Genomic DNA, 24,826 nt, shown 5'->3' on the forward strand with positions numbered 1-24,826 from the left:
GAACTCTTGGGGATAGGGAACAGGCACAGCAACATCCTTCCAGGCCGCCCCAGGGGCAAGCCAGATCAGATGTCACCAGACCATGCATCAGTCCCGAACGCCCCGGTGGTCGACTGGGAGGTACGACGCAATCCGGTCCCTGCCGTCAGCGGACCCAGCGGAAGGCGCCTGACGGGCAAAAGCCCAGGTCAGACGCCTTCCTTCTGGCCCTAGAAGAAGCCCAGCTTCTTCGGCGAGTACGACACCAGGAGGTTCTTGGTCTACTGGTGGTACAGACGTCACATGATGTCTGACCTGCCGAAATGGCGGCGCTGACTTGCCTTCACGAGGGCGTTGGTCCGTCAATGGTCCGGGTCTTGGTATCGGCTACCCGGATGCATGGATGGGGTTACCGGCTCCTCTGACAGGGCGGCCGCCGACAGGCTGTGTGTTGGTCTGTGATGTCGTCCCAGGAGGCTTGCACCTCCAGCAGGCGTGGGCGAGTTCGTTGCCGCGGATGCCGCGGCCGATCGTCTGGTGGAGTAGGACGAGGAAGTTGCCGACAAGCAGACCTCTCATGGGTGAGCGGTTGGTGTCAGGTGAGGCCGCGTGTCTCCCAGCCGGGGTGGGAGTTTGGGGGCAGGAGCGCGTCGATGCCGAGGTGCTCGATCGAGGAGGAGGGCTTTGAGGTGGCGGCCGCCGATGAGTTCCATGCGGCCGGTGCGAATGAGCGAAGGCCCAGCTGGCTTTGCCGAACCAGGCGGTGGTTGCCACGATGCCCTTGGCGGCGGCTCTGTCGTGCATGACGCCGGCCAGTGCGCGTACGGCTTCGGCGGGCACGGCGTTCCTGGAGCGGCCGGCAACGACATCCCACTCAGGAGCCAACATGTACCTGGGGAGAAGACAAGACCGCGCTCAGGCAGCGAGCGGCATGTGGGTCCGTATGGCTCAAGCCCTGCTCTACCCTCGTTCTCTTCGAAGGTGACCGAACTCTGGGCGCCCGCCGGCCCTCTTGACGGAGCACCTTAGCCAAGACCAGCGGTACTTCAGTGTCTGGCTGCTGATGCTAGTGGGCCCGTAGGCGCGCCGGCCTGGGAGCACCTTGGGGTCGACTGCAGATTCCCTACCTCGGGTAACTCAGGAGCCCCATCCGAGAAACGGAATCCCTTCTGCACACGCTAGTCCTTAAGGATGGGGAGTGCGCCCATCTCGCCCGGCCGAGCTCACGACCACAGGTACTGGAATGCTCTGGCGAAAAGCGGAAGCAGCAACGGAGCCGGAAACCGGAATTCGCAGTCGCCATACGGAACGCCGGGCGGGCTGAATACCCTTCCCGGGTGACCTTGGGTGGCTCAAAGTTGAGGCCATTGAACTGACAAAAAGGGCTATCTAGCCCAAATCTATTGTGACGTGAACCATGTTCAGTTTGTATCTGGGGTTCAAGATGCGCATGGTGCTCTGGCGTGTGGGCAGGTCACCAGAACGATCGGTGGGCGGGGGCTGAACATTGCGAGAACGTGAGCTCGTCAGCCAACAATAGATCACCGCCTTCCCCATGGACGGGGGAGTACGTCACTGTTTTCTGCATGTACCGAGCAAGCGAGGCATCCTTCACGCAAGAATCTTCCCTTCAGGCGCCAGTGGCACGGATGTCAACGCGCCTCGGCCGCAACTGTGATCAAGAAGGAATCCCAGAGCCCGCCTTCTTGTCCCGTCAGCTTTCAGTGAGTGCGTAGCCGGTGCAGATAGACATCGAACAACTTCGAGTGCTCATGGCAGAAGTGTGCCGACGAACTGCGGTGCCGGAAGATAAGATCAATCTCGTCGTCGACCACTATCTTGTCGGGGAGCTGCGAGGGAAGCCGACCCACGGCATTGCGAAGTTCTGCTTCGAATGCCGGTTCTTTTCGGAGCGCGATGGCTCTCCTCATGTCGTACGTGAGCACGGCAGCCTCGCAATCATCGACGGTCGGCGCGAAGTGGGACCGGTGAGCGCGCTTTACGCCGTGGAGGTTGCGGTAAGCAAGGCACGTGAGTTCGGTGTCGGCATGGTCGGTGTGCTCAACACACAGCGCTACGGCGTACTTGCTCCGTGGACCGAGCGCATTGCCCGCGAGGGGTTCATCGGGCTGGTGATGAACACTTCCAGGCCCGACAGCACGGTCGAGGGCGGCAGGACGCCATTCCTGGGCGTGAACCCCCTGAGCTTCGCGTTTCCCACATCCCAGACACCTTTCGTGGTCGACATGTCAACCACGAAGGCGCCCATGGGGCAGCTGTGGGAATCCCGGCGCGGCAATACTCCCCTGCCCGAGAACTGCTTTGTGGACGGACACGGAGAGTTCACCGAGGACCCGCACCTCGCCGAAGCCGCTGTCGTCTTCGGAGGGCACAAGGGGTTCGCAGTATCGTTGCTGGTGCAGATTCTGACGGGCTCGCTCTTCGGATTCCCGATGAGCCGCGATGTCACCTCCACCTGGGAGACCGGCTACGCGTTCATGGCAATTGACCCCTCGTTCGGCGGCGCACTGGCAGGGTTTCCGGCACATAATTCCCGACTCGTCGAGGTGATGGAGGGCGTGGTGACACGCGAGGGTCACCCACTGCGGTTGCCCGGCCAGCAGTCGGAGGCCCGCATGTCGGCGGCCCTGAAATCCGGGTCCGTGCAACTCGATGATGCGCTCCACAAGAGGCTCTGTGCCCGCGCCGCGGGTGACTTAGAACTGGACTAAAGCCCAACCCGGAGTGAGATGGAGGCACGGTGACACTCCAATTTCATTGGTTTCTCCCGACAGCCAGCGATGGCCGGTCACTGGTGGTCGGCACGCACGGCACGCACGGCCCGGGACACGGGGGAGAAGGCGCCCGGGAAGAGGGAGCCGACCGGTTCCGCGCCCCGGACGTCGGCTACCTGGCGCAGATCGCCCGCTCGGCGGAGCAGCTCGGCTTCGACGCCATCCTCACTCCCACCGGAACCTGGTGCGAGGACGCGTGGGTGATGACTGCCGCGCTCGCCCGTGAGACCGAGCGCCTGAAATTCCTCGTCGCCTTCCGTCCTGGCCTGATCACACCAACATTGGCTGCCCAGATGGCCGCCACCTACCAGCGCCTATCCCGCGGTCGGCTGCTGCTGAACGTGGTTACGGGCGGTGAGTCGGCCGAACAGGCACGCTTCGGCGACTACTTGTCCAAGGACGAGCGCTACGCACGTACGGACGAGTTCCTCTCGGTTATGCGCGGGGCCTGGAGCGGCTCCCCCTTCGACTTCCACGGAGAGCACTACCGGGTGACCGGGGCGACGGTCTCCGCGCCGCCCTCCCCCCTGCCCGGACTGTACTTCGGCGGCTCCTCGGCAGCGGCCGGCCCGGTCGCCGCCCGCCATGTGGACACCTACCTCACTTGGGGCGAGGCGCCTGCGCAGGTCGCCGAAAAGATCGCCTGGGTGCGGAAACTGGCCGACGAAGAGGGGCGCAGCCTGCGGTTCGGCATCCGCTTCCACGTCGTCGCCCGGGACACCTCCGCGGAGGCATGGGCGACCGCTGAGTGGCTCCTGGCGGGACTGGACCGTGAGCAGGTCGGGCAGGTCCAACAGACGTTGGCCGCCAGCGAGTCGACCAGCCAGGCCCGCATGCGGGAACTGCACGCGGACTTCCGCGCGGACTGGAACCTCCGTGATCTCGAGATCTACCCGAATGTGTGGTCCGGCATCGGGCTGCTTCGCGGCGGCGCCGGCACCGCGCTGGTCGGCAGCCACGAAGAGGTGGCCGACCGTATCGAGGAGTACGCGGCGTTGGGTATCGAGGAGTTCATCCTCTCCGGCTTCCCGCACCTGGAAGAGGCGTACTGGGTCGGCGAGGGCGTTCTGCCGCAACTGCGCCGTCGTGGCCTGGCCGCAGAAATCGGCACCGCGACCTGACCTCACGGAAGTCCGCCCTCCTGGGCAGCGACAGAAACCAGGCTCCACGACTGGGGGATCATGTCAGGGGAATCCGCATTACCCACATTCTGCGCGAGTGGCTCCAACATTCTGATGTCCGTGGTGGACTTCATGCACCAGAGTGTCGTCAAGACCGTCTGGGAAGCGGACCGGTTACGGAATGTCTTCGGGCGCCGCAATGTCTTTGAGATCCTGGATGACGGTGACGCAATGGCGTTCGGTCCGTGCCCCGACCGCACCTTGGTCGCTTGCGCGATCATGAATCAGCACGGCATCCGGCCCACCGTCGTCTACCACGAACGACGTGTCCCGGGCTTCATTCCCTCCACCGCCCACATTGCCATGGAGATAACGGTGGACGGCCAGGACTACATGATGGACTTCGGTAGCAGGGAAACGCGGCTCGTCGAAGGAACGTACTACTTCAATAAAGAAGTTGAGGAGACCATCGCACTGAAGCGGTTCGACCTTTTCGACATGGGAATCGACGTAATGACCATGACGCCACATCAGATCTTCAGTGTGGTGGCGACGGAGCACATTCACCTCGACGAGAAGTTCGACTACTATGAGAAACAGGCCAAGAAGTACAGCGTAAGGATACTCGAGGACCGGCTAGCCCTTGACAGGGAGCACAGTGTCTACAACGAACTATGAGTCAGGAACCGCCCGGTGGCTGACTGTTGGCTGGCCGTGACATAGGAGAAAGATTGACAGACATCGCCTACGAAATTGATGACCTTGTGAAGGTCTACCCGAACCAGACTGAGGCCGCTACCGACCACGTATCGCTGGAGATCCGAACCGGCGAAGTCTTCGGGATACTCGGGGACAACGGAGCGGGGAAGACGACGCTCGTACGACAGATGGTCAATCTCCTGCGCTCCACCTCGGGTGAGATCAAGCTCTTCGGGCAGTCGGTCCCGGATAATCCGCTGCACGTGAGTATGACGACCGCCTTCATGCCGCAGAGCAGCATGGCGCTGAACAGACTGAAGGTCTCCGAGGCCATTTACTTCGCTGCTCATCTGCGCGGCATGTCTCGGAAGGATGCAGCCCGGGAGCGCGACTCCATGATCGAGACCTGGAAGCTGGGGGAGGTGCGCAACAAGGCAAGCTCCCACCTGTCGGGCGGGCAGCGGCGTCTTCTGCAGCTGGCGCTCGCGATGGCTGGCCGGCTCCCGGTGGTCATCCTCGACGAGCCGACGAACGACCTGGACCCGGTTAACAGAAACCACGTGTGGGACGTCCTGCGTAAATGCAATGCCGAACACGGGACGACCATCGTCTTCATCACCCACGACGCGATCGAGGCAGAACGCATCGTGCACCGTGTCGGCATCATGAAACACGGCGGATTCACCGCCATGGGCGCGCCAGCTGAGCTGAAGCGTAAACTCCAGGATCATATGCGCCTGGAAATCTGGATAGCGCCCGGGGTAGCCCACGATATCCCTCTCGATCTACCCCGTCACTGGAAGTCGCCGGACAATGTCGTACTCACCGTCCCGCGGGAACGAGTGCCCTCGCTGCTGTCTGATCTGAGGCTGCACGAGTCGATCGACTACAAGCTCTACTCGGCCACACTGGAAGATTTGTATCTGCACTATGCTCACTCAGAGTAAAAGCCCCAGCGTTCTGGACCAATTCATCGATCTCGGCTTGATGCAACTATCGAACTGGCGCTGGTCCTGGCGCGCGATGGTCGTAACCGGGATCCTCACACCATTGATGAGTATCATCGCGCTGGGCTCATTCGCCCGGGGCGGTGGACAGCACGCCGTAGTGTACGTGCTGACCGGAAGCATTGTCCTGGCTCTCATGTTCGAGAATCAGAACAAGGTGGCACAGAACTTCGCGTACATGAAAGCCATGGGCACGCTGGACTTCTTCGGGACCTTGCCGGTGCGCCGGTACATCGTCATCGTCGCCACTGTGCTCGCGTTCTTCGTGCTCTCTCTCCCCGCAGTTCTGGTGACACTGCTCCTCGGCTCGCAGATCCTGGACGTCAATTTGACCATCAGCCCGCTTGTAGTGCTGGTGATCCCGCTGTGCGTATTGCCGCTGGCGGGCATTGGAGCCATTATCGGAGTGGTCTCCAGGACACAGGAAGAAGCCAGCTCCTTCACGCTGATGCTGACCATCTTGATGGTCTTCCTCGGCCCGGTGATCATCCCGGCAGAGAAGCTGCCCGACTGGATCATTTCCATCAGCAATTTCAGCCCGACCAAATACGCAGCCTCCGCCATGCGACAGGTGCTCGTCGGCCCCGTGACGGGTCAGTTGTGGATGGACATCGCCGTGCTGTCCGTGCTGACCGCCGCCACGCTGTGGTTCGCCGGCTCCAAGATGCAATGGAAGGCGAAGTAGACATCCCAGGAAGTTCATCAGAGGGGGAATCATGACCGAGATACAGGTTCGACAGGACGTTTCCGTACCGGTGCAGCTCGCCGCTAGTGTGCTCTTCGGCGACGAATTTCTCGAAGCCGCCGACAAGAGGTTCCTTGAGTTCATTCAGGAGGACCCCCGCCGCTGGGGCAGGCTCATGCTCGCCACATGGTCGACGATCGCCGACGCCAGCGGCAGCCCGTCACCCCAGCCGCCCGCGCGCCAGCTGACGCCCTCAGCCGCGCCCGAGGCGCAGAAGAAAACCGCCCCCGGAGTACCGGTGGGGCCGACGGCTGAGGCCGCACCCGCGGAGACGGGCGCGTCCAACGACGGGAAGCCCACCTCCACTCCACAGACGGGCAGTTCCATCGACTTCTTCGATCCCGACGAGGAAGAATCTCCCCAGCTGGGCAAACGTCCCGCCTCCCTCGAGGAAATCAAGGCGCGGTTGGTCGAGCTGGTGGCGGAAGTAAGCGGCTACCCACCGGAGATCTTCGAGGAGCACCTCGACCTGGAAGTTGATCTGGGCATCGACTCCATCAAACAGGTCCAGACCCTTGCCAAGCTCCGAGAGGAATACGACCTCCCGATGGACGAGGGCTTCCTGATGAAGGACTACGCCACGATCGGGAAGATAGCCGACTACATCTCCACCCGCGTGGAATCCGAGAGCTGACGGTGCGAAAGGACCTGCCCGGATTCAGTGGCAAGGTAGCACTGCTGATCGGAAGCAGTCGCGGTCTGGGCCGATCCGTCGCCGAGCTGCTGGCCAGGCAAGGCGCCCACGTCATCATCAACTCCGCCAACACCGCCGTGGACGGACGGCTGGTCGCCAAAGCCATCACGGCCGACGGCGGGCGCGCCACCTACGTACGCGCCGATGTCGCCGCCGAGGAGCAGGTCGCCGAACTAGCCGGCCTGGTGAAGGATCGTTTCGGCCGCCTGGACATCCTCGTGCACTGCGCGGCGGGCGGAACGGAAGCACGCGTCATCGACGCCGACTACGAGATGTTCCAGCGGGCGCTGAGCGTCAATTCCTATTCCCTCATCACCCTCGCCCGGCACATGTCCCCGCTCATGCCACCTGGCGGCAAGGTTCTATACATGACTAGCGTGGGAGCCGTCCGTGCCTCGGACGGATACGGCGTCGTCGGCGCCGCCAAGGCCACCAGCGAATCCCTGGTGCGGTCCCTGGCGCTCGAACTAGCCCCACAGGAAATCTCAGTGAACGCCCTGAGAGCCACCGTCTTCCCCACCATGTCGCTGAACTACTTCTCCAAGGGCGATGCCTGGCTCGCGATATGCGAGAGCGAAAGTCCCATGGGCGCGCCGCCGTTGGAAAAGGTAGCGGAGACGGTGCTCCTGCTGTGCGCCGGAGCCGCGGACTACGTCACGGGCCAGGTGGTGAATGTGGACGGTGGGTGGCTGACCACGGTCCACCGGCCCGCGGCCTTCGGGAAATAGACCCTGGCCCGGCGTACGCACCGACGAAGACACGTGTGAGGGGAAGTGCGCGAAATGAACTTCGAACCAGTGGCCATCGTCTCTGCCGAATGCAGACTGCCGGGCGCCGCGACCTTGGAAGACTTCTACCGTAACAACCACAACGGGGTTTGCTCGATCAGCGAGGCCGATGATTCCTTCTGGCACGGCTGCGAGGTGTACGACAAGGACGACAAGGGCTATACCAACACCTCGTACACCAATCTCGGCGGCTTCCTCAGCCCCTGGAACGTGGAGCGCGGGACCTTCCGCATCGCCCCCAAAGTCATCGAGCGCATGGACCCCGTGCACATGCTGGCCATGGAGCTGGCCAAGCGGGTACTGGACCGGTGCGAAAGCGATGCGCCGCTGCCGCGCGACGAGACAGCCGTGATCATCGCCAACGTCACCGGCGGCGCGAGCAGCCGGGTCAGCGCCAACATGCACCTGGAAACCGCACACTGGGCCGCGTCCGCCCGCCGCCGGGAGCCGGTCCTCAGCGATGTACTGGACACCTTCCAGGATCAGGTCAGGGCGCAGTATCCGAACAAGCGCGAAGATCTGGCCCTCAACGGCGAGTCGGCCACCATCGGCGGCCGTATCGCCAACTACTTCGACCTGCACGGCCCCCACTACGGTATCGACGCGGCATGCGCCAGTTCGCTGGCAGCCATCCACTCTGCCTGCATGGGCCTGCATCAGCAGGAATTCGACGCGGCCCTCGTCGGCGGCGTCGGCATTCTTACCCCCGACATCTTCGTCGTCAACTCCGCAGCCCAGACCCTCTCCAAGCACGGCAGCCACCCCTTCAGTGCCGCGGCGGACGGCCTGGTGCCGGGAGAGGGGGGCGTGATGATGCTGCTCATGCGACTGGAGGATGCCCGCCGCACGGGCCGGCCAGTCCTCGGCGTCATCCGCAGCGTCGGCCACAGCACCAACGGCCGCACCACCTCCACTTGGGCGCCGTCCGCCGAGGCCGAGGAACGGGCCATCCGCAGCGCGTTCGAGGGCATGCCATTCGGCATGCGGGACGTCGACTACGTCGAGGCCCACGGCACCTCGACCCATGCCGGCGACGGCGCGGAACTGTCTGCGATGCTCAACACATACGGCAGCACCGACCGTCGGCGGCCGCTTCCCTACGGCTCGGCGAAGAGCATGATCGGGCACACCGTGGAGAGCGCGGGCATGGTGGGGATACTGCGCGCGCTGTTCCTGTTCCAGCACGCCACCCTGCCCCCAACCATCAGCGCTGAGGACCCGCGCCCCAAGGCGGTGGAGGCATCCGCCCGGATGCGGCTGCAGCGCGAAGTGACCCCCCTCGCCGCTCACCCCGATCGCGCTCTGCGGGCAGGGGTGAGCGCCTTCGGCTACGGCGGCGTCAACTACCACCTCCTGCTGGAAAAGCCCTCCGACACCCGCACACCCCCCGCCCCCACCCGCCGACCGCGCCGGTCGCCGATCGCCATCGTCGCGATGGAGGCCGTCGCCCCGGACGCCCCGGACCTGGAAGAGTTCTGGAGCAATCTTCGGGCGGGCCAGGCCAGCGGGACGGACCTGCGGAGCGTCATACCCGACCTGGACCTCTACCAAGAAGATCCGGACCTGCACAAACAAGCCGACTACCTGCGCAAGGCAGCGCTGCCGGAAGTGCCGCAAGAGGTGGATCATCGCAGGTTCCGCATCCTGCCGAGGCAAGTCCCGAGCTTGACCGATGAGCTACTTGTGCTCCTCTCGTGCGCCTCCCACCTCACCGCCCAAATCGAAGAACTGTTGGCCAACGTGGAGCGGGAACGCACCGGCTGCATCATCGGCCAACTTCCGGACTCCGACCGCGAGTTCCAGTTGATCCAGTCCATTCGATTCGTGCCCTGGCTGCGAAGCCTGCGCCGCTACGCCCGCTCCCAGGGCGTCGATGTGCCATGGACGACGCTGCGCGAGGCGATGTGGAAAGACCCTCACCTGCATCTGCGTGCGGTCGACCAGGACACCTCCGTTTCCGGCTTCGGCTCCACCTTGGCCTCGGTCCTGGCGAGCGCATTCGACCTAAGGGGCAAGAGCTACTCGGTCCGCGCCGCCTGCGCGACCGGGCTGGCAGCCGTCTCCCTGGCTGTGCAGGAACTCCGGCAGGAGACCCTGGATTTCGTGCTGTGCGGCGCGGTCGGCATGGGCTTGGGCGTGATGAACCACTCGGCACTCGCGGCGATCCGCGCCCTGAGTACACAGGGCGTCGGCCGGCCCTACGACGAGGACAGCGACGGATTCATCATGGGGGGCGGCGCGGGACTGCTGTGCATGAAACGGCTCAAGGACGCCGAACGCGACGGCGATAGCATCCTGGCGGTACTGCGCGAGGTACGCGGCAGCAGCGACGGCAAGGCGCGCAGCCTGCTCGCGCCTAGCGCCGACGGGCGACAGCTTGCCATCGAGCGCACCTACCACTCGTCCGGAATCGATCCAGCTGAGATCAGCTACGTGGAGGGGCACGGCGCAGGGACCGCGCTAGGCGACCGGTCCGAGGTGGACGCGCTCTCGGCCTCCTTGAAGAACCGCGAGACGGTCTACTTGGGCAGCGTGAAGGGCAACACCGGCCATCAGAAGGCCGCGTCGGGCATGACAGCGATCATCAAAACGGTCTTATGCCTCCAGCACCAGCAGCTCGTCCCCACTCCCGGCCATACCCGCCCACATCCAGCACTCTCGCTGGAGGACAAGCGTTTCGAGGTGGTCACCGAGACCCGCGACTGGCCCCGACGCGGGAGCGAGCCGCGCCGGGCGGGGGTCAACGCTTTCGGCCTGGCGGGTATCAACTACCACGCCGTCGTAGAGGAGTACATCCCACGGAAGGAGAAGACGGAGGGCCTCGCGAAGGTCCGGGACCGTACCGAGGACAGCGGCCCCGGCTACCTATTCGCCGCCCCTAACCGGCTTGAACTATCCGCCTCGCTGACCGCCTTTGCTGAAGGGGGCGACCGCCCCGCCCAGCCGCGTGAGGACTATCCGTACCGGTTGGCCATCGTCACCGAGGCGGGGGAAGCGGGCTTGGAGCAGGCGCGTAAGCGTGCACGCCTCTACCTCTCCTGCGCCGGCGGAGATGCCCAGAACGCCTCCTGGGACAACATGGGGGTTTACGCCGGGCACGGCACCCCGGCCCGCCATGCGGTGTGCCGCCTGTACCCCGGTCAGGGGAGTCAGTATCAGGGAATGCTGCGCCAGGCAGTCGATGTGGTGACGAGCGCCGCAGGGGCTGTTGAGGAGGCAGCGGCTATCCTCAGCGAGGAGATACCGGACCTACGCGAGGGCTTTTGGACCTCCGGCGTGCAGCGCGGCGAACGATGGTTGGCCAGTACCGCGCACTGTCAGGTCGCCACCCTCCTGGTGAGTACCATCCTCGACGACTGGCTGAACACCCTCGGCGTGCCTGCCGCCCTGCATCTGGGACATAGCTTCGGTGAGGTGAGCGCGCTGGCCGCGGCCGGCACCCTGACTTTCCCTGATGCCCTGCGTACCGCCTACCACCGAGGCCGCCTCGCCGCGGCGGCGCCGGACGGCGGACGGCGCCAGGCGATGGCCGTGCTGTTCACCTCCGGCGCCAAGGGAACCGAACTGATTGGCAACGACGGCCAGGACGTGGTCATTGCTAACTGGAACAGCCGCGGCCAGACGGTGGTGGCGGGCTACACCAACGCTATTGAGTCGGTGCTGAAGCGCGCCGGACAGGAGGGGATCGGGGGCCGGCTGCTGCCGATCGAACGCGCCTTCCACTCTCCACTGATCCGCTCCGCCGTGACCGACTACTTGGCCTATCTGGACACGGTGCCGCTGCGCACCCCGCGCCTGCCGGTGTACGAGACCTTCACCTCGCGGCCATACCCGCAAGACGCCGGTCCCGCACGCCTCCGGCGGAGCCTGGCGCAACAGTTCGTGCTGCCCGTCTACTACGAAACCATGATCCTCGACGCGTACGACCGCGGTGCCCGCGTCTTCATCGAAGTCGGACCCAAGAAGGCCCTGTCGGCCCTGGCCGCAGAGATCCTTGGCGCCGACTCCGGGATCCGCACGGTGACCCTGCTCCACCCCAAGGGCGGAGAGCGGGCACACCTCTACCGTGCAGCGGCACAGCTGTGGGCCATGGGACTGACCGCTGTACCGCCGGGCCCAGAACCGCAGAACACGCCTGACCGCCCCCTGGCAGCGATACATGTGTGAGGAGTTCCTGACGTGCTCGGAATGATCCCTGTAGCGACCGCGTGCGAATTGCGGCCCATCCAGCACGACCTCACCGGCCGCAGCGTACTGGTCATCTCGGATGGGGACGGACTCGCGGACGTGGTCCGCTCACGCCTGGTGGCCAGCGGCGCCGAGGCCGAAGTGCTGACGGTGCGCGAAACCGTACGGCCGCACGCCCGGAGGTACACGGGCATGACCGTCGACGCCGATGAGCTGGCGCAACGACTGGGCACCGGAGACCTTCCTGACTGGGTCTTCTTCCTGGAGGGCTACACCACGCGGGCGCGGGCCGACCGCCCCTTCCATCCTGCGGACGGCCTGTACGCGGCCGGGCTGATGCGGACTCTCTTCCAGACCCTCTCCCCGCTTGGCCGACGCTGGGTGGACCGTGGCACCGGGGGCTTCGCTGTCGTAAGTAACTCGGACGGACGGTTCGGACTGTCGGGGGCTCGCAGCATCGACCCGACCGTGGGCACCCTGCACGGCGTGGCCCGGGCGCTCCACAGCGAGATACCGGTAATCCGCACCGTCATCCTCGACGCGGCTCCATCGGTCCCCGCCGCCGTGGTGGCCGATCGGCTGCTGGACCTGGCGTCCGACGGTTCACACGGGCATCGCGAAGTGGGCCTGTCCGGCGCTCAGGGCTACACCACCACCCTCGTCCCGACCTTCGACCAGCCCGCCGACCTGCCCGGTGCCGACGGGGAATTACCACTGGACAGCGGCAGTACGGTGGTGGCCACCGGCGGCGGACGCGGAGTGACAGCCGAGGTTGTGCGCATGATGGCGGCGCAGATTCCGTGCCGCTATCTGCTGCTGGGCACCACCGAAGTGACCGACGTACGTGCTGCGCTGGGCATCTCGGACCGGGACGAGCTGCTGAACATGACCGCCCAGGACCTCGACCACCACAAACGGCGTCAGTTCATCGCGATGCACCGTAACGACAGCTCGCTGCTTCCACCGGCCTTCGAGCGCCACTGGTCCAGGATCACCAACTCGCTGGCGATTCTGCAGACCCTGGCCCGGGTGCGGGACCTGGGCGCCCGCGCTGAATACGTACAGCTGGACGTCACCGACGCCCACCGCACCCGCCGTTTCTGCGACGTGACCCTCGCTGCCTCCGGGCCGGTGCACGCCCTCCTCCACGGGGCTGGCATCGAAGCGAGCAGCGCACTGTGCGGCAAGACGCTGGAAAATTGGGAACGCACGGCAGCCGTAAAAACCGGGGGCCTGTACAACCTCACCCCGCTGCTCTCCGACGCTACCCGGTTGATCATGCTGTTCGGCTCGGCCGCGGGTACGTACGGTAGTCCGGGGCAGCTCGACTACGCGGGAGCTAGCGAGTTCCTGACCACCGCCGCCTACCGGCTTGCCGCTGACTTTCCCGCCGCCCGCGTCCGCTCGGTGGCCTGGCCCGCCTGGGCAGAAGTCGGAATGGCCGTCCGCCCGTCCTCTCAGTTCGCACTCGAACAGCGCGATGTGGAATTCATGAAGGTGCCGGAAGGTCTGGATTGGGCGGAAGCGTTGATGCGCAGTCCGGGACGGACCCCCGCCTATCTGACGCTTGGCTACCGGAGCATGCCCAGCACTGCCACCGCCACCCGCACCATCGCGCCGTGGGACGCAGCCCCGCGCAGCCGCTGCCGCCTGGTGGACACCTGTCACGAGTCCGGCTCCGGCAGCTGGGAGCTGCGCTGGATCTACCAGCCCGAGCTGGATGCCGCACTCGCCGACCACCGCGTCGGCGGCTCGGTACGGGTGCCGATCGCCCACTTCACGGAGATGGTCTGCCAGTCGGTCCACGCCTGCCTGGGCGAGGTGAAGGGATTCACGATCAAGGACCTACGGCTGCTGCGGGCGCTGACGCTGGCACCCGAACGGTGCAGGGAAGTGCGGATCGCCGTGGAACGGGAGTCGGCGACCAGCTTGAGCGTACGCATCACCAGCTCGCCGGTGCTGCCGGACCACACCTGGCTCCCGGTCTCCCTGGAACACCTCACTGCGACCGTCGACCTCGATATACCGCAGCTGTCCGAGGCCCGGGTGGAGAGCTTCCTGGCGGATGCCTCGGTGGTGCCGGTCGAGGGGCTGTCCGAACGGTTCGCGGCCAACGGCATCGACTACGGACCGGCGTTCCGCGAAATCGTTTCCTGCCGGCGGAGTGGCTCGCGGCACCACGTCGAGCTGCGCTCCGTGCCCGCATGGAATGAGGACGTCCGCGGCAGGTCCGTCATCAATATCGGGCTGCTTGACCTTGCCCTCCAGGCGTTGTGCTTCAACCCACGTACGCAGCGCGGCGGGCTGCCCACGGCGGTCGCCGAACTGCGTGTGTACGCCGGGCTGGGGGAAGCCACCGCCGAGGGTGTTGCCGTACTTGACGCGGAGGACGAGCAGCTGAATGTGACACTCGCCGATTCTCAGGGGCGGATTCTGCTGGAAATCCACGACCTGAAACTGACGCGTCTTGACGAATCATGACGCGCAAGCGCACACCCACCCGGCACGGCGCAACGGGCATGGACCTGATCCCACCCAGGTGGTGAATGTGCTTCTTGGCGAACTGTCCAGATTCAAGGGGGAAGCGAAGTGAAGAACATCCTCGTGATCGGGGTCGGTCCGCACGCCCGCAGGAACCACTTACCCGGCCTGCTGGCTGGCCAGCGGGCGGGACTGGTCGGCACAGTGACCGGGGTGGACATCCCGGGGGCGGCCGAGGCCATCGCACAGTTCAACAAGGCATTCGAGGGCCAGGACATCCCGGTCGCCTTCATAGATCCCTTCGATTCGAGTCGGAAGACGCTACCGCACTCGGTCCGCGAGACCCTGGATTCCCTGGTTGGCCAGTGCGCGATCGACGCGGTCGTGATTTCCACCGAACCCTCCTTCCACATGGTCTACACACACTGGGCGCTCGACCACGAGCTGGACGTCCTGCTTGACAAGCCACTGAGCGTCCACACCAACTGCTCGGTCGACCCCGACCGGGCCGCCGAGATTCTCACCGACTTCGACGAGGTGCTCGCCCACTACGACAGGGTCCGGGAGAAGCGTCCGGAGACGCTCGTCACCGTGCAGTGCCAGCGCCGCTACCACCCGGCCTTTCTAACGATGAGAAGGCTGGTCGCCGAGGTCGCGGCAGAGACCAACTGCCCGGTCACCTCCATTCAGTCCTTCCACAGCGACGGCCAGTGGCGCATGCCCAACGAACTGGTCGATATCTCCTATCATTCCTTCGACCTGGGCTATGGAAAATGCGCCCACTCGGGATACCATTTCTTCGACATCGTTCCCTGGCTACTGCAAGCCGGCGAGACGGTGGGAAAATCCTTGGACGCGGTGGAGGTGCACGCCAACGTCACTCGGCCCGGCGATTTCCTGGCCCAGCTCGACATCGGTGACTACGAGCGGCTATTTCCCGAATTTGCGGCCACGAACCCGTATTCCGAATCCGAACTTCTCGAACACACCGAAGATTTCGGGGAGATCGACGCCTTCGTCTCGATGGCCTATAAGAGTGGCGGCCGGACGATGACACTCGGCAGCATAAATCTGGTACACAACGGATTCTCACAGCGTGCCAGTGTCGCACCCGTCCACGCCAACTTGTACAAGGGCAACGGTCGCGTACGGCACGAGAGCCACATCATCGAGCAAGGCCCCTTCCAGGCCATTCACTATCACTCTCTTCAAACTCTCGGCGACGGCAGCAGCCATCGCGATCCTGATGAGGTGGGAGACGCGGAGCACATCGAAGTGCACGTCTTCCGCAACAGCAACTTCAACGGCCGTTGGAAGAAGTGCGAGACCCTCGGATTCGACGCACTCGCCGCGGACGCGGCATCGCACGGCGAGCGGGTGAAACCGACACAGTCGGCCTCGCGACGCCGGGCCATACAGGAGTTCCTGGAGTACATCAACGGCAAGCGCATCCGTGAGCAGATGGCCTCGGAACTCACCAGCCATCGGCGGTCATCCAGGCTGATGGCGGGCGCCTATCTCTCCGCGGCACGGCAGCGGTCCGGAGCCTTCCCGACGGCCGCACTGGACTTCCGCGCCCAGGCTGACGGACGGCACGCCCCGCCCCAGGACGCCTGCGCAGATGCGGCCCACGACCTGCTGGACGTCTCGCTGTGAGTCCGGAGACCGGAGCGTGCCGGCAGGCGGGATCGGCGCAGGCACCTGCACGGGGGCCGGCACCCGCAGAGATACCCGATGGAGCGCAGAACGAACTTCTCGCCCGCTGTGCGCAGTACGTGGGCGCTGTGACCGGCATAAGCCGGGTGACCGGCGGCAACGTGAGCCATGTCTTTCGCGTGGAAGGGGAACGCGGCAGCGTTGTACTCAAGGTGCGTACGGAGCGGTTCGCGCGGATCCCGACACTGCGCACCGACCCGACCCTGATTGCCGACGAACGCCGGGCGCTGGAGGTGTACGGGGGGCTGGTGCACTCCGTCTTCCCGAAGGTGCTGGACTTTCATGCCGACGCCCACGCCATGATCATGACCGATGTCTTTCCGGACCGGCGCACGTATCAGGATCATCTGCTCCAACGGCCTGCCACGTCGCGGGAGCTGACACGACTGGGCACGACGCTGCGCCGTATCCACGAGGCCACCCGTACCGTACGCGTGCCGATCCGCTCCCAGGGTGATGTGTGGTTCCGCGACGACACCTTCCGGTTCTGTCTCGGCAGTACGCCGCACGACGCCCTGACGCAGGCGTGTGAGGAGCTGCGCGAAATCGACGGACAGCAGCTGATCCTCGGCGACCTGTGCCCGAAGAACGTCAGTCTCGCTGCTGGGGGGGTCGCTATCTGCGACCTGGACAATGTGCACCACGGCTGGCCCTTGTACGACCTGGGCTATCTCTTTGCGCATGTCCTGATCCACCATGTGGGCCCGACGGCCCGGAGGGCGGACCGTCTGGCCGCCGCCCTGCTCGACGCGTACGCCGGAGGCGAAGGAATCGCTGCGGCCGACCGGGCTCTCATGGCTAAGGTCAGCGCAGGAGTGATCCTCTACCGGCTCGTCAACGGCGTCGTCCCCTACGAGCTGGCGCTCTCCTCTGTTCAGCGGCGCGAGCTGCGCGACCGGGTGGTGGAGCTACTCGACCGCGGCACGTGCGGGGTGCAGGACCTCGTCGAGACTGTCATGAATCTCCCCGGGAGGCCGAGGGGAGGCCACAGGTGACGAGAGAGGAGCAAGCCTCGCTGACGATCCTGCGCGAGCACGGCTACAAGGTCGCCGACATCCAGTCTATCGCCAAAGACCAGGGCACCTTCGCTGTCCGTGTGCCGGCACAGCGCTCTCACCTCGCGCCCGGCGTCCGTTTCGAGGCGAAGACCGTGGAGCTAGGCGACGGGTCTTTCACCAACGCCTTCACGCTCACGCTCGACCTCGAGCAGGTGGCGACAGAGGTGGTGTCCAGCGCCGCCGGTTTCTATCTGCGCGACCTGCTGGGTGCGGGGGGAGTGCTGGCCGCGGTCAGCGGCTCGTTCTCGTTCATATCTGACGACCCCGATTACCAGCCCGCCCAGCCTTGCCTGGACTTCTGCTGCCGCGCGGGCGAGATCGTGAGCCTGCCCACCGTCGCCAAGCCAGCCTTCGTCATCCACCGCGGCCGCGCGGCCCTCCTCCTGATGCCGGCCGCGGGAAGGGTACGGGTAGGCTGCACGACGTTCCCGTGGATAGGCTCCAAGGTAGCCGCCGGGCCCGGTGCTCATGTCCAGCAGGCCGGTGCCTTGACGGTTTTCAATGCCGCCAATTGCCAGGTGGAATACGAGGACCACGACCGCACCGGGTTCGTACGGTTCGTCGGCCGCCCTGGAAATATCACCCCAGCTAACCCCGCCGCCCTCGACTGCGTAGTGTCCTACCGGTCCGGCCGCGGGCATACGATCACCTCGGTACATCCAGGTGGCGGCGCGGACCTGTTTGCCGGCAGTTTCATTCTGCGCGGGGACACCTCGCACGCCACGGCCCTCCGCGAGGGCACGTCGGTGCGAGTGATCAGCGTCGGTGAGCTGGTGGCGGAGGAAATGTCTTGCGGCATCTCGGTGGGGCCCAGCGTCGCGGACGCGGCGAGCGGCGAAGTGGCCCCCTATGACGCTTCGTTGGGCCTATCTCCCTTCCGTGACGTGCGATACGCGCGAACCCTCGTACGGTTGAGCGGCAGGAAGCTGCGCTTCCAGGTGTTTGATGGCGCACCGCTCTCCGACGCGTTTCGCGGTGTCACCCCAACCGAGACGGCCCGACTGTGCGCGGCCGACGGCATGCCGCCCCATGAGACCTACCACTTGGACGGCGGTCAGTCATCGAAGATCGGATTCTTGCGGAACGGAAAGGTCACGGTGAAGGGAAGCATGCACTACCTGGAATGGCCACAGGATGACAACGCGGACTTCCGGTGGCGGGGACTGGACGGGCGGCACCTCAGGAGCTGCTTCGTGGTGAGGGCACGCTGAGCGATGATCGAGCCACCTAATCTGCGAGCGGATGACACGGCGCCCGGCACTCACGTCGCGACGCACCAGCCCGGCTACCATCGCCACCTTTACTACTTCTACAAGATGGCGATCTCCGATGTGTTCGTGTCCCTGGACAATGTGCAGTTCGCGTCACGCGAGTGGCAGAACCGTCAGACATTCGTCTACGACGGGAAACGACGCTGGCTGTCAGTCCCGGTATCCCGCGGACGGGAGACGATCCGCGAAAAGAAGATCGTCGACCATGGCGTACTGCGTAACCACTGGGCCACCATCAAGTCCGTCTATCGCTCCACCCCGTATTTCGAGAGGTACGAGACCCTCCTGGAGAAGGTCTACGTCACCGACTGGGAGTTCCTCCAAGACCTGTGCGACGCGCTCACCGGCATCGTGCGCAATGCACTGGGCATCACCACCTCCTATCTGCGCGCCTCCGACCTGATGCCTCATCCCTTGGCCGCCAAGGGCGCCCTGATTGCCGCGCTGGCGCGACAAGCGGCACCTTACGCCGGGCGGGAACGTGCGGAGATCATGTATCTGGCCTGCGCGGCACCGATGCGCCCGAACCACTACCTCATGCAACCCTCGGCGGCAACCCCCGGCCTGACGGAGCGGCAGGTTTTGGAGGCGCAGGGCCTTAGTGTCGTCAGCTTCCCGTACCAGCACCCGGTCTACCCACAGTGGCAACTGCCGCCCGATCACCCCTTCGAGGCCGAACTGTCCGCATTCGACCTACTGTTTAACCACGGTCCCCGGGCGCGCGGCATCCTGCTCGGCGCAGGGGAAGTGTGCCCGCACACGGACGGAGACGTGAAGTGAAGGTCGTCCTCATCGTCGTCGCCCACCCCGACGACGCCGAAATCAGCATGGGCATGCGCATTCGCTGGTACGTCCGCAACGGTGCACGCGTGCGCGTGCACTGCCTGACCACGGGAACACCGGAGGACGGTGCGCAGCCCCGTCGGGAGGAGTGTCTGAGCGCTGGCCGTGTCCTGGGCGTGGACCGATACACATTCTCAGACATCCCCGACACCCGCTTCGTGGAGCACAGGGGAAGCATCAATGCCGAGCTCTTCTCGGTCATTCGGGAGGCTGGCCCGGACGTGATTTACACGCATTTTCCCGGTGATCAGCACATCGATCATGTCACCGCCGCTCAAGAGGTGACGGCAGTGGCCCTGCGTGAGGCCATGGACCTGTGCTACTTCCGGTCTCCCTACAGCACGGGGTTCGAGCCGAACATGTTCTTCCTCGGCACCGAGGAGCTGATGGACGCCAAGATGCGGGCGTTGAGGTGTTTTTCCTCGCAGAAGCAGCTCGACATGGAGGTGTTCCGCCAGCTGGCTGCTGTCTCGTACCGACAGCATATTCATCACCGAGTCGTCGAACGCTTCGCTCCGGAACTGGGCTACTCGGAGACGTTCCGGAGCGAGAGGCGCATCGAGTCGGCCCTCGACGGTTCTCCGTCGTGACGAAGAAGAAGCGACGCAACTCCATCGGACACGGCAGCCGCTACCCCTGGCCGGTTTGGTCCCTTCACGGTAGTGCTGGCGCAGTTCGCGACGCTGTCCGAAGAAGTGATTCGAGGTGCACTCGCTGAAGCGGCGCGCGGCTACGACCACGCGACCTGTGCCGATCCCACCACAGTTCGTGCGCGTGCTGCGTGCGCACATCGAACGCTTTGGCGTGACGCCGGACGGTCGCTTGTTCCGGAACGAGGCCGGCAACTACGTGGATGCTGCCGCGTATGGCAAAACGTGGCGCGGGCGCGGGCGCGGGCGCGGGAGTATGCCCTGACCCGGACAGAGCTTGCCTCCGACCTGGCCAAGCGGCCCGATGACCTTCGGCACGCCGGGATTTCCTTTTGGCTGCACTCCGGTGTGGACCCGGCTGAATGCGCCCGCCGCGCGGGACAGAGCATCGAGGTCCTCTTCCGTCACTACGCGAAGTTCCTCAATGGCATCCAGGAGCACGCCAACCGTCTCATCGAGCAGTCAATGCAGGAGTGGGACCGAGTGAGCCAGGACGTAGAGCCTGCCGGGTGAGCCGGGTTGGACCGGAAATGGACCGGGACTGCTGGTCAGGAACGGGATAGCCGAGGGAGAAACTGGGAGGTGCAACGCAATCCGGTCCCTGCTGTCAGCGGACCCAGCGGAAGGCGCCTGACGGGCAAAAGCCCAGATCAGGCGCCTTCTTTCTGACCGCTAGAAGAAGCCGAGCTTCTTCGGTGAGTACGACACCAGCAGGTTCTTCGTCTGCTGGTAGTGCTCGAGCATCATTTTGTGGTTCTCCCGGCCGAGGCCGGACTGCTTGTAGCCGCCGAAGGCGGCGTGCGCCGGGTAGGCGTGGTAGCAGTTGGTCCACACCCGGCCCGCCTGGATCGCCCGGCCCGCGCGGTACGCGGTGTTGATGTCACGGGTCCACACCCCCGCGCCCAGCCCGTACAGCGTGTCGTTGGCGATCTCCATCGCGTCGGCGAAGTCGGCGAAGGAGGCGACCGAGACGACAGGACCGAAGATCTCCTCCTGGAAGATCCGCATATGGTTGCCGCCCTCGAAGATCGTCGGCTGGACGTAGTAGCCGCCCGCCATCTCTCCGCCGAGCTCGGCGAGTTGACCGCCCGTGAGGATCTTGGCGCCCTCCTGCTGCCCGATGTCCAGATAGGAGAGGATCTTCTGGAGCTGGTCGTTGGACGCCTGGGCGCCGATCATCGTGCCGGTGTCCAGGGGGTGCCCGGGCGCGATCTTCTCCGTACGGGCCACCGCGGCCTCCAGGAACTCCTGGTAATGGCCCTGCTGGATGAGCGCCCGCGACGGGCAGGTGCACACCTCGCCCTGGTTGAGGGCGAACATCGTGAAGCCTTCGAGCGCCTTGTCGAGGAAGTCGTCGTCCGCGGCGGAGACGTCGTCGAAGAAGATGTTCGGGCTCTTGCCGCCCAGTTCGAGCGTGACCGGCTTGATGTTCTCGCTGGCATACTGCATGATCAGCCGCCCCGTCGTGGTCTCGCCGGTGAAGGCGATCTTCGCGACGCGGGCGCTCGAGGCGAGGGGCTTTCCGGCTTCCGCGCCGAAGCCGTTGACGATGTTCACCACGCCGGGCGGCAGCAGATCGGCCACCAGACTCATCCAGAGGTGGATCGAGGCGGGAGTCTGTTCGGCCGGCTTGAGGACGACGGCGTTCCCCGCGGCGAGGGCCGGGGCCAGCTTCCAGGTGGCCATCAGGATCGGGAAGTTCCACGGGATGATCTGGCCGACCACACCCAGCGGCTCGTGGAAGTGGTACGCGACGGTGTCGTCGTCGACCTCGCTGAGGCTGCCCTCCTGGGCGCGCAGCGCCCCCGCGAAGTAGCGGAAGTGGTCGATGGCGAGGGGGATGTCGGCGGCCAGCGTCTCCCGGACCGGCTTGCCGTTCTCCCAGCTCTCGGCGACTGCCAGCTCCTCGAGGTGGGCCTCCATCCGGTCGGCGATCCTGTTCAGTACGGACGCGCGTTCGGCCGGTGCCGTACGGCCCCAGCCCGGCGCGGCGGCGTGCGCGGCGTCCAGGGCCGCCTCGACGTCCTCCGCCGTGCCGCGGGCGACCTCGGTGAACGTACTGCCGTTGACCGGAGTGGGGTTCTCGAAGTACGTGCCGAGCTTCGGCCGGACGTACTCCCCGCCGATCCAGTGGTCGTAGCGGGGCTGGTAGGAGACGATGGCGCCGTCGGAGCCGGGCGCGGTGTAGCGGGTCATCTCGGTGGCCTCCCCAGAACGTCGCCGCCCTCCGTCGGGCAGCGCTCGGCCCGAGGCTAGGGACGCCGGGGTTGCAACGACGTTGCGCCGCAGCCCTGCTCGGCGTCCAGCTCGCGCAGCCGGGCGCGTACCAGGGCCGCCGTGACGGACCCTGCCGGCAGGGCCGCGGCGAGCGCGGTCCAGGCCTCCAGGTCCTCGGCGCCCCAAGGGCCGGCGGTCCAGGTGCCCAGCAGGTCGGGGTCGCGTGCGGCGATCAGCGCGGCGCGCAGCTGGTCCTCGACATGGCGCCGCAGCCGGACCACGGCGGGAGCGGTGGAGCCCGGCAGCAGTGGTCCGCGGTAGGCGGCGACGGCGGCGGCCGGGGCACCGGAGCCGAGGTGGCGCTGTACGGTCCGGAAGTCCGTCTCGACGGGGACGGCCAGCCGGTACGGGCGCGAGCGCAGGAAGTCCTCGCCCAGGATGCGGCGCAGCCGGGACATCTCGGCCCGCAGCGTCACCGGGGTGACCGACTCGTCCTCGTACAGGGCGGGCAGCAACTCCTCACCGCTCAGCCCTTCCGGATGACAGGACAGCAGCACCGCGATCTCGCTGTGCCGTCGGCTGAGCCGCAGCTTCCGGCCCCCGTGGACCAGCAGTGCCGCGTCCCGGCCGAGGGCGTCGAGCTCCAGGGCGGGCCGCGCCGCGGGCACCGGTGCGAGCAGCGCGAGCTGTGACTCGGCGGCGCGCGCGACGGCTTGGACGAACGCCAGACTGTGCGGATGTGCCAGCCGGTCGCCGCCGGTGATGTCCACCGCGCCGAGCAGGCGTCCGGTCCGCGGGTCGTGCACGGGCGCCGCCGCGCAGGTCCACGTCTGGACCGTCCGGCTGAAGTGCTCGGACGCGAAGACCTGTACGGCCCGGTCGACGGCAACCGCCGTCCCCGGCGCGTTGGTGCCCACCGCCGATTCGGCCCAGCGTGCCCCGGGTACGAAGTTCATCCGCCCAGCCCGCTGCCGCGCCGCCGAGTGGCCTTCCACCCACAGCAGTCTGCCCTGCGTGTCGCAGACCGCGAGCAGATGTTCGCCGTCCATGGCGAACGTCCCCATCAGCTCGCGGAACAGCGGCATCACCCGGGCCAGCGGGTGATCGGCGCGATAGGCGCCCAGATCCCCGTCGGTGAGCTCGACCGGGGCGGCCGTGGTGTCCGGGCTGACGTGTGCCCGCGCAGAGCGCCGCCAGGATTCGGCGACCACGGACCGTACGGGCCGGTCGACGGCGCCGGCCGAGGTGAAGGCGTCATGGGCGCGGCGGATCGCGCCGACCCGCTCGGCGGGATCGGCGCCCGGTTCCAGAGCGACCCACGGATTGACCAATTGACTTCCCGGACTGGACTGTCGGCTTGGATGGACGGAGCGGCTGCCTACATCGTGGCCCGCGACGCAGGGTTCGACAACAGATCAGGACCGATCGGGAGACACCATGACCGAGCAGCTCGAGCCGATGCCCGCCGACTGGAAGCGCGCTCTGGCGATCGTCGCCCACCCCGACGATCTCGAGTACGGTGCGGCGGCGGCCGTCGCCACCTGGGCCGACCGCGGCGCCGAAGTGTCCTATCTGCTGGCCACCCGCGGTGAGGCGGGCATCGACGGGCTGGATCCCGCCGCGTGCGCCCCGCTGCGCGAGCAGGAGCAGCGCGACAGCGCGGCCGTCGTCGGGGTGACCTCCGTCGAGTTTCTGGACCACCGGGACGGGGTCATCGAGTACGGCACCCGGCTGCGCCGCGACTTCACGGCCGCCATCCGCCGCCATCGCCCCCATCTGGTCCTGACGCTCAATCACCACGACACCTGGGGCGGCACGTACTGGAACACGCCGGACCACCGGGCCGTGGGCCGGGCCGTGCTGGACGCCGCCGCCGACGCCGGAAACCGGTGGATCTTCCCGGAACTGATCGAGGAGGAGGGGCTGATGCCCTGGGGCGGGGTGCGGTGGGTGGCTGTCGCAGGATCGCCGCAGCCCACCCACGCCATCGACGTCACGGCGGGTATCGACCGCGGTGTGCGGTCGCTGCTCGCCCACCGCACCTACATCGAGGCCCTGACGGACGAGGACCCGGAGGCGTACTGCCGTACGTTTGTGACGGGCACTACGGAGTCCGCCGCCGCCCGGTTCGGCGGGCGGCCCGCCGTGGCCTTCGAACTCTTCCCGCGCTGAGCCCCGGGCCGTTCAGCCACCGAGAAGTACTTCGGCCTCGGTCCGGTCGAAGCCGTACGGCGGGCCCTCGGCAAGGCCGACCGCGGCTTCGGCGACCTGCACACCCTCGAACTCAACGAGGTCTTCGCGGCCCAGGCGCTCGGCTGTCTCGCCGAATGGCCCGACCTCGACCCGGAGATCGTCAACCCGCGGGGCGGCGCCACCGTATCGGCCACCCGCTCGGCGCGTCGGGCGCCCGGATCACAGGCGCCGTCGCGCACCAACTCGCCGCGCGGGAACGGGTGTGGGGCCGGCCGAGCTCTGCATCGGCGTGGGGCAGGGCCTCGCGCTCGTACTGGAGCGATGAACGGGTCGTGCCGCCCTCGGGCGCCGTGCCCGCGCCCCGGTCCGCGGGCGGTACCG

Annotated in this window: 19 protein-coding genes and 1 pseudogene; 17 read left to right on the forward strand and 3 right to left on the reverse strand. The window is 66.1% G+C overall.

Going from position 1 to position 24,826, the window contains the following annotated elements:
* Positions 1 to 366: 366 nt before the first annotated feature.
* Entirely contained in the window at positions 367 to 867 is a 501-nt protein-coding gene (locus ABZW18_RS18395) for a restriction endonuclease (protein WP_356188523.1), read from the reverse strand.
* 851 nt (positions 868 to 1,718) lie between these two features.
* On the opposite strand from ABZW18_RS18395, the gene ABZW18_RS18400 reads away from it, so the two are divergent.
* The 15 genes from ABZW18_RS18400 (at position 1,719) to ABZW18_RS18470 (ending at position 20,548) form a co-directional block, all read left to right on the forward strand.
* Positions 1,719 to 2,711 (forward strand): Ldh family oxidoreductase, encoded by a 993-nt coding sequence (locus tag ABZW18_RS18400; RefSeq protein ID WP_356188525.1) that lies wholly within the window; start codon positions 1,719 to 1,721, stop codon positions 2,709 to 2,711.
* Between the two features lie 29 nt (positions 2,712 to 2,740).
* Positions 2,741 to 3,895 carry an LLM class flavin-dependent oxidoreductase gene (locus tag ABZW18_RS18405; RefSeq protein ID WP_356188527.1) on the forward strand — a complete coding sequence of 385 codons (1,155 nt, stop codon included), beginning with the start codon at positions 2,741 to 2,743 and terminating at the stop codon, positions 3,893 to 3,895.
* 120 nt (positions 3,896 to 4,015) lie between these two features.
* Complete coding sequence (locus tag ABZW18_RS18410; RefSeq protein WP_356188529.1) at positions 4,016 to 4,573, forward strand: hypothetical protein; 558 nt, start codon at positions 4,016 to 4,018, stop codon at positions 4,571 to 4,573.
* A gap of 53 nt (positions 4,574 to 4,626) precedes the next feature.
* Entirely contained in the window at positions 4,627 to 5,541 is a 915-nt protein-coding gene (locus ABZW18_RS18415; RefSeq protein ID WP_356188531.1) for an ABC transporter ATP-binding protein, read from the forward strand.
* A complete protein-coding gene (locus ABZW18_RS18420; protein WP_356188533.1) occupies positions 5,525 to 6,286 on the forward strand; it encodes an ABC transporter permease in 762 nt (253 codons plus the stop codon). The genes ABZW18_RS18415 and ABZW18_RS18420 overlap by 17 nt, the downstream gene beginning before the upstream one ends.
* Before the next feature lie 31 nt (positions 6,287 to 6,317).
* Positions 6,318 to 6,980 carry a phosphopantetheine-binding protein gene (locus tag ABZW18_RS18425; RefSeq protein WP_356188535.1) on the forward strand — a complete coding sequence of 221 codons (663 nt, stop codon included), beginning with the start codon at positions 6,318 to 6,320 and terminating at the stop codon, positions 6,978 to 6,980.
* A 2-nt stretch (positions 6,981 to 6,982) separates the two neighbouring features.
* Positions 6,983 to 7,768 (forward strand): SDR family oxidoreductase, encoded by a 786-nt coding sequence (locus tag ABZW18_RS18430; protein ID WP_356188537.1) that lies wholly within the window; start codon positions 6,983 to 6,985, stop codon positions 7,766 to 7,768.
* A 54-nt stretch (positions 7,769 to 7,822) separates the two neighbouring features.
* Entirely contained in the window at positions 7,823 to 11,995 is a 4,173-nt protein-coding gene (locus ABZW18_RS18435) for a beta-ketoacyl synthase N-terminal-like domain-containing protein (protein ID WP_356188539.1), read from the forward strand.
* A 21-nt stretch (positions 11,996 to 12,016) separates the two neighbouring features.
* Positions 12,017 to 14,497 (forward strand): SDR family NAD(P)-dependent oxidoreductase, encoded by a 2,481-nt coding sequence (locus tag ABZW18_RS18440; protein WP_356188628.1) that lies wholly within the window; start codon positions 12,017 to 12,019, stop codon positions 14,495 to 14,497.
* Between the two features lie 108 nt (positions 14,498 to 14,605).
* A complete protein-coding gene (locus ABZW18_RS18445) occupies positions 14,606 to 16,153 on the forward strand; it encodes a Gfo/Idh/MocA family oxidoreductase (protein WP_356188541.1) in 1,548 nt (515 codons plus the stop codon).
* Positions 16,154 to 16,281: 128 nt separating this feature from the next.
* The gene (locus ABZW18_RS18450; RefSeq protein ID WP_356188543.1) at positions 16,282 to 17,208 is read left to right on the forward strand and encodes a phosphotransferase; all 927 of its coding nucleotides are present in this window, start codon (positions 16,282 to 16,284) and stop codon (positions 17,206 to 17,208) included.
* Complete coding sequence (locus tag ABZW18_RS18455; RefSeq protein WP_356188545.1) at positions 17,205 to 18,482, forward strand: hypothetical protein; 1,278 nt, start codon at positions 17,205 to 17,207, stop codon at positions 18,480 to 18,482. Before ABZW18_RS18450 ends, ABZW18_RS18455 begins: the two co-directional genes overlap by 4 nt.
* Before the next feature lie 3 nt (positions 18,483 to 18,485).
* A complete protein-coding gene (locus ABZW18_RS18460; protein WP_356188547.1) occupies positions 18,486 to 19,322 on the forward strand; it encodes a WbqC family protein in 837 nt (278 codons plus the stop codon).
* Positions 19,319 to 19,975, forward strand: a complete 657-nt coding sequence (locus ABZW18_RS18465) for a PIG-L family deacetylase (RefSeq protein WP_356188549.1) — start codon at positions 19,319 to 19,321, stop codon at positions 19,973 to 19,975. The genes ABZW18_RS18460 and ABZW18_RS18465 overlap by 4 nt, the downstream gene beginning before the upstream one ends.
* A 72-nt stretch (positions 19,976 to 20,047) precedes the next feature.
* Positions 20,048 to 20,548, forward strand: coding sequence for a hypothetical protein (locus ABZW18_RS18470; protein ID WP_356188551.1), 501 nt, complete (start codon positions 20,048 to 20,050; stop codon positions 20,546 to 20,548).
* A gap of 159 nt (positions 20,549 to 20,707) precedes the next feature.
* Here ABZW18_RS18470 and adh read toward each other — a convergent pair whose 3' ends face one another.
* Together adh and ABZW18_RS18480 are read right to left on the reverse strand one after the other, a co-directional pair.
* Entirely contained in the window at positions 20,708 to 22,231 is a 1,524-nt protein-coding gene (gene adh / locus ABZW18_RS18475) for an aldehyde dehydrogenase (RefSeq protein ID WP_356188553.1), read from the reverse strand.
* 56 nt (positions 22,232 to 22,287) lie between these two features.
* Positions 22,288 to 23,583 carry a GAF domain-containing protein gene (locus ABZW18_RS18480; RefSeq protein WP_356188555.1) on the reverse strand — a complete coding sequence of 432 codons (1,296 nt, stop codon included), beginning with the start codon at positions 23,581 to 23,583 and terminating at the stop codon, positions 22,288 to 22,290.
* Positions 23,584 to 23,689: 106 nt separating this feature from the next.
* Between ABZW18_RS18480 and ABZW18_RS18485 the strand changes: the two genes are divergently transcribed.
* Together ABZW18_RS18485 and ABZW18_RS18490 are read left to right on the forward strand one after the other, a co-directional pair.
* Positions 23,690 to 24,424, forward strand: coding sequence for a PIG-L deacetylase family protein (locus tag ABZW18_RS18485; RefSeq protein WP_356188557.1), 735 nt, complete (start codon positions 23,690 to 23,692; stop codon positions 24,422 to 24,424).
* A gap of 24 nt (positions 24,425 to 24,448) precedes the next feature.
* A pseudogene (locus ABZW18_RS18490) lies at positions 24,449 to 24,770 on the forward strand (3-oxoadipyl-CoA thiolase); the annotation flags it as partial.
* Positions 24,771 to 24,826 lie beyond the last annotated feature (56 nt).

The organism is Streptomyces sp. NPDC004647 (genome assembly GCF_040609575.1).
GTDB lineage: Bacteria > Actinomycetota > Actinomycetes > Streptomycetales > Streptomycetaceae > Streptomyces.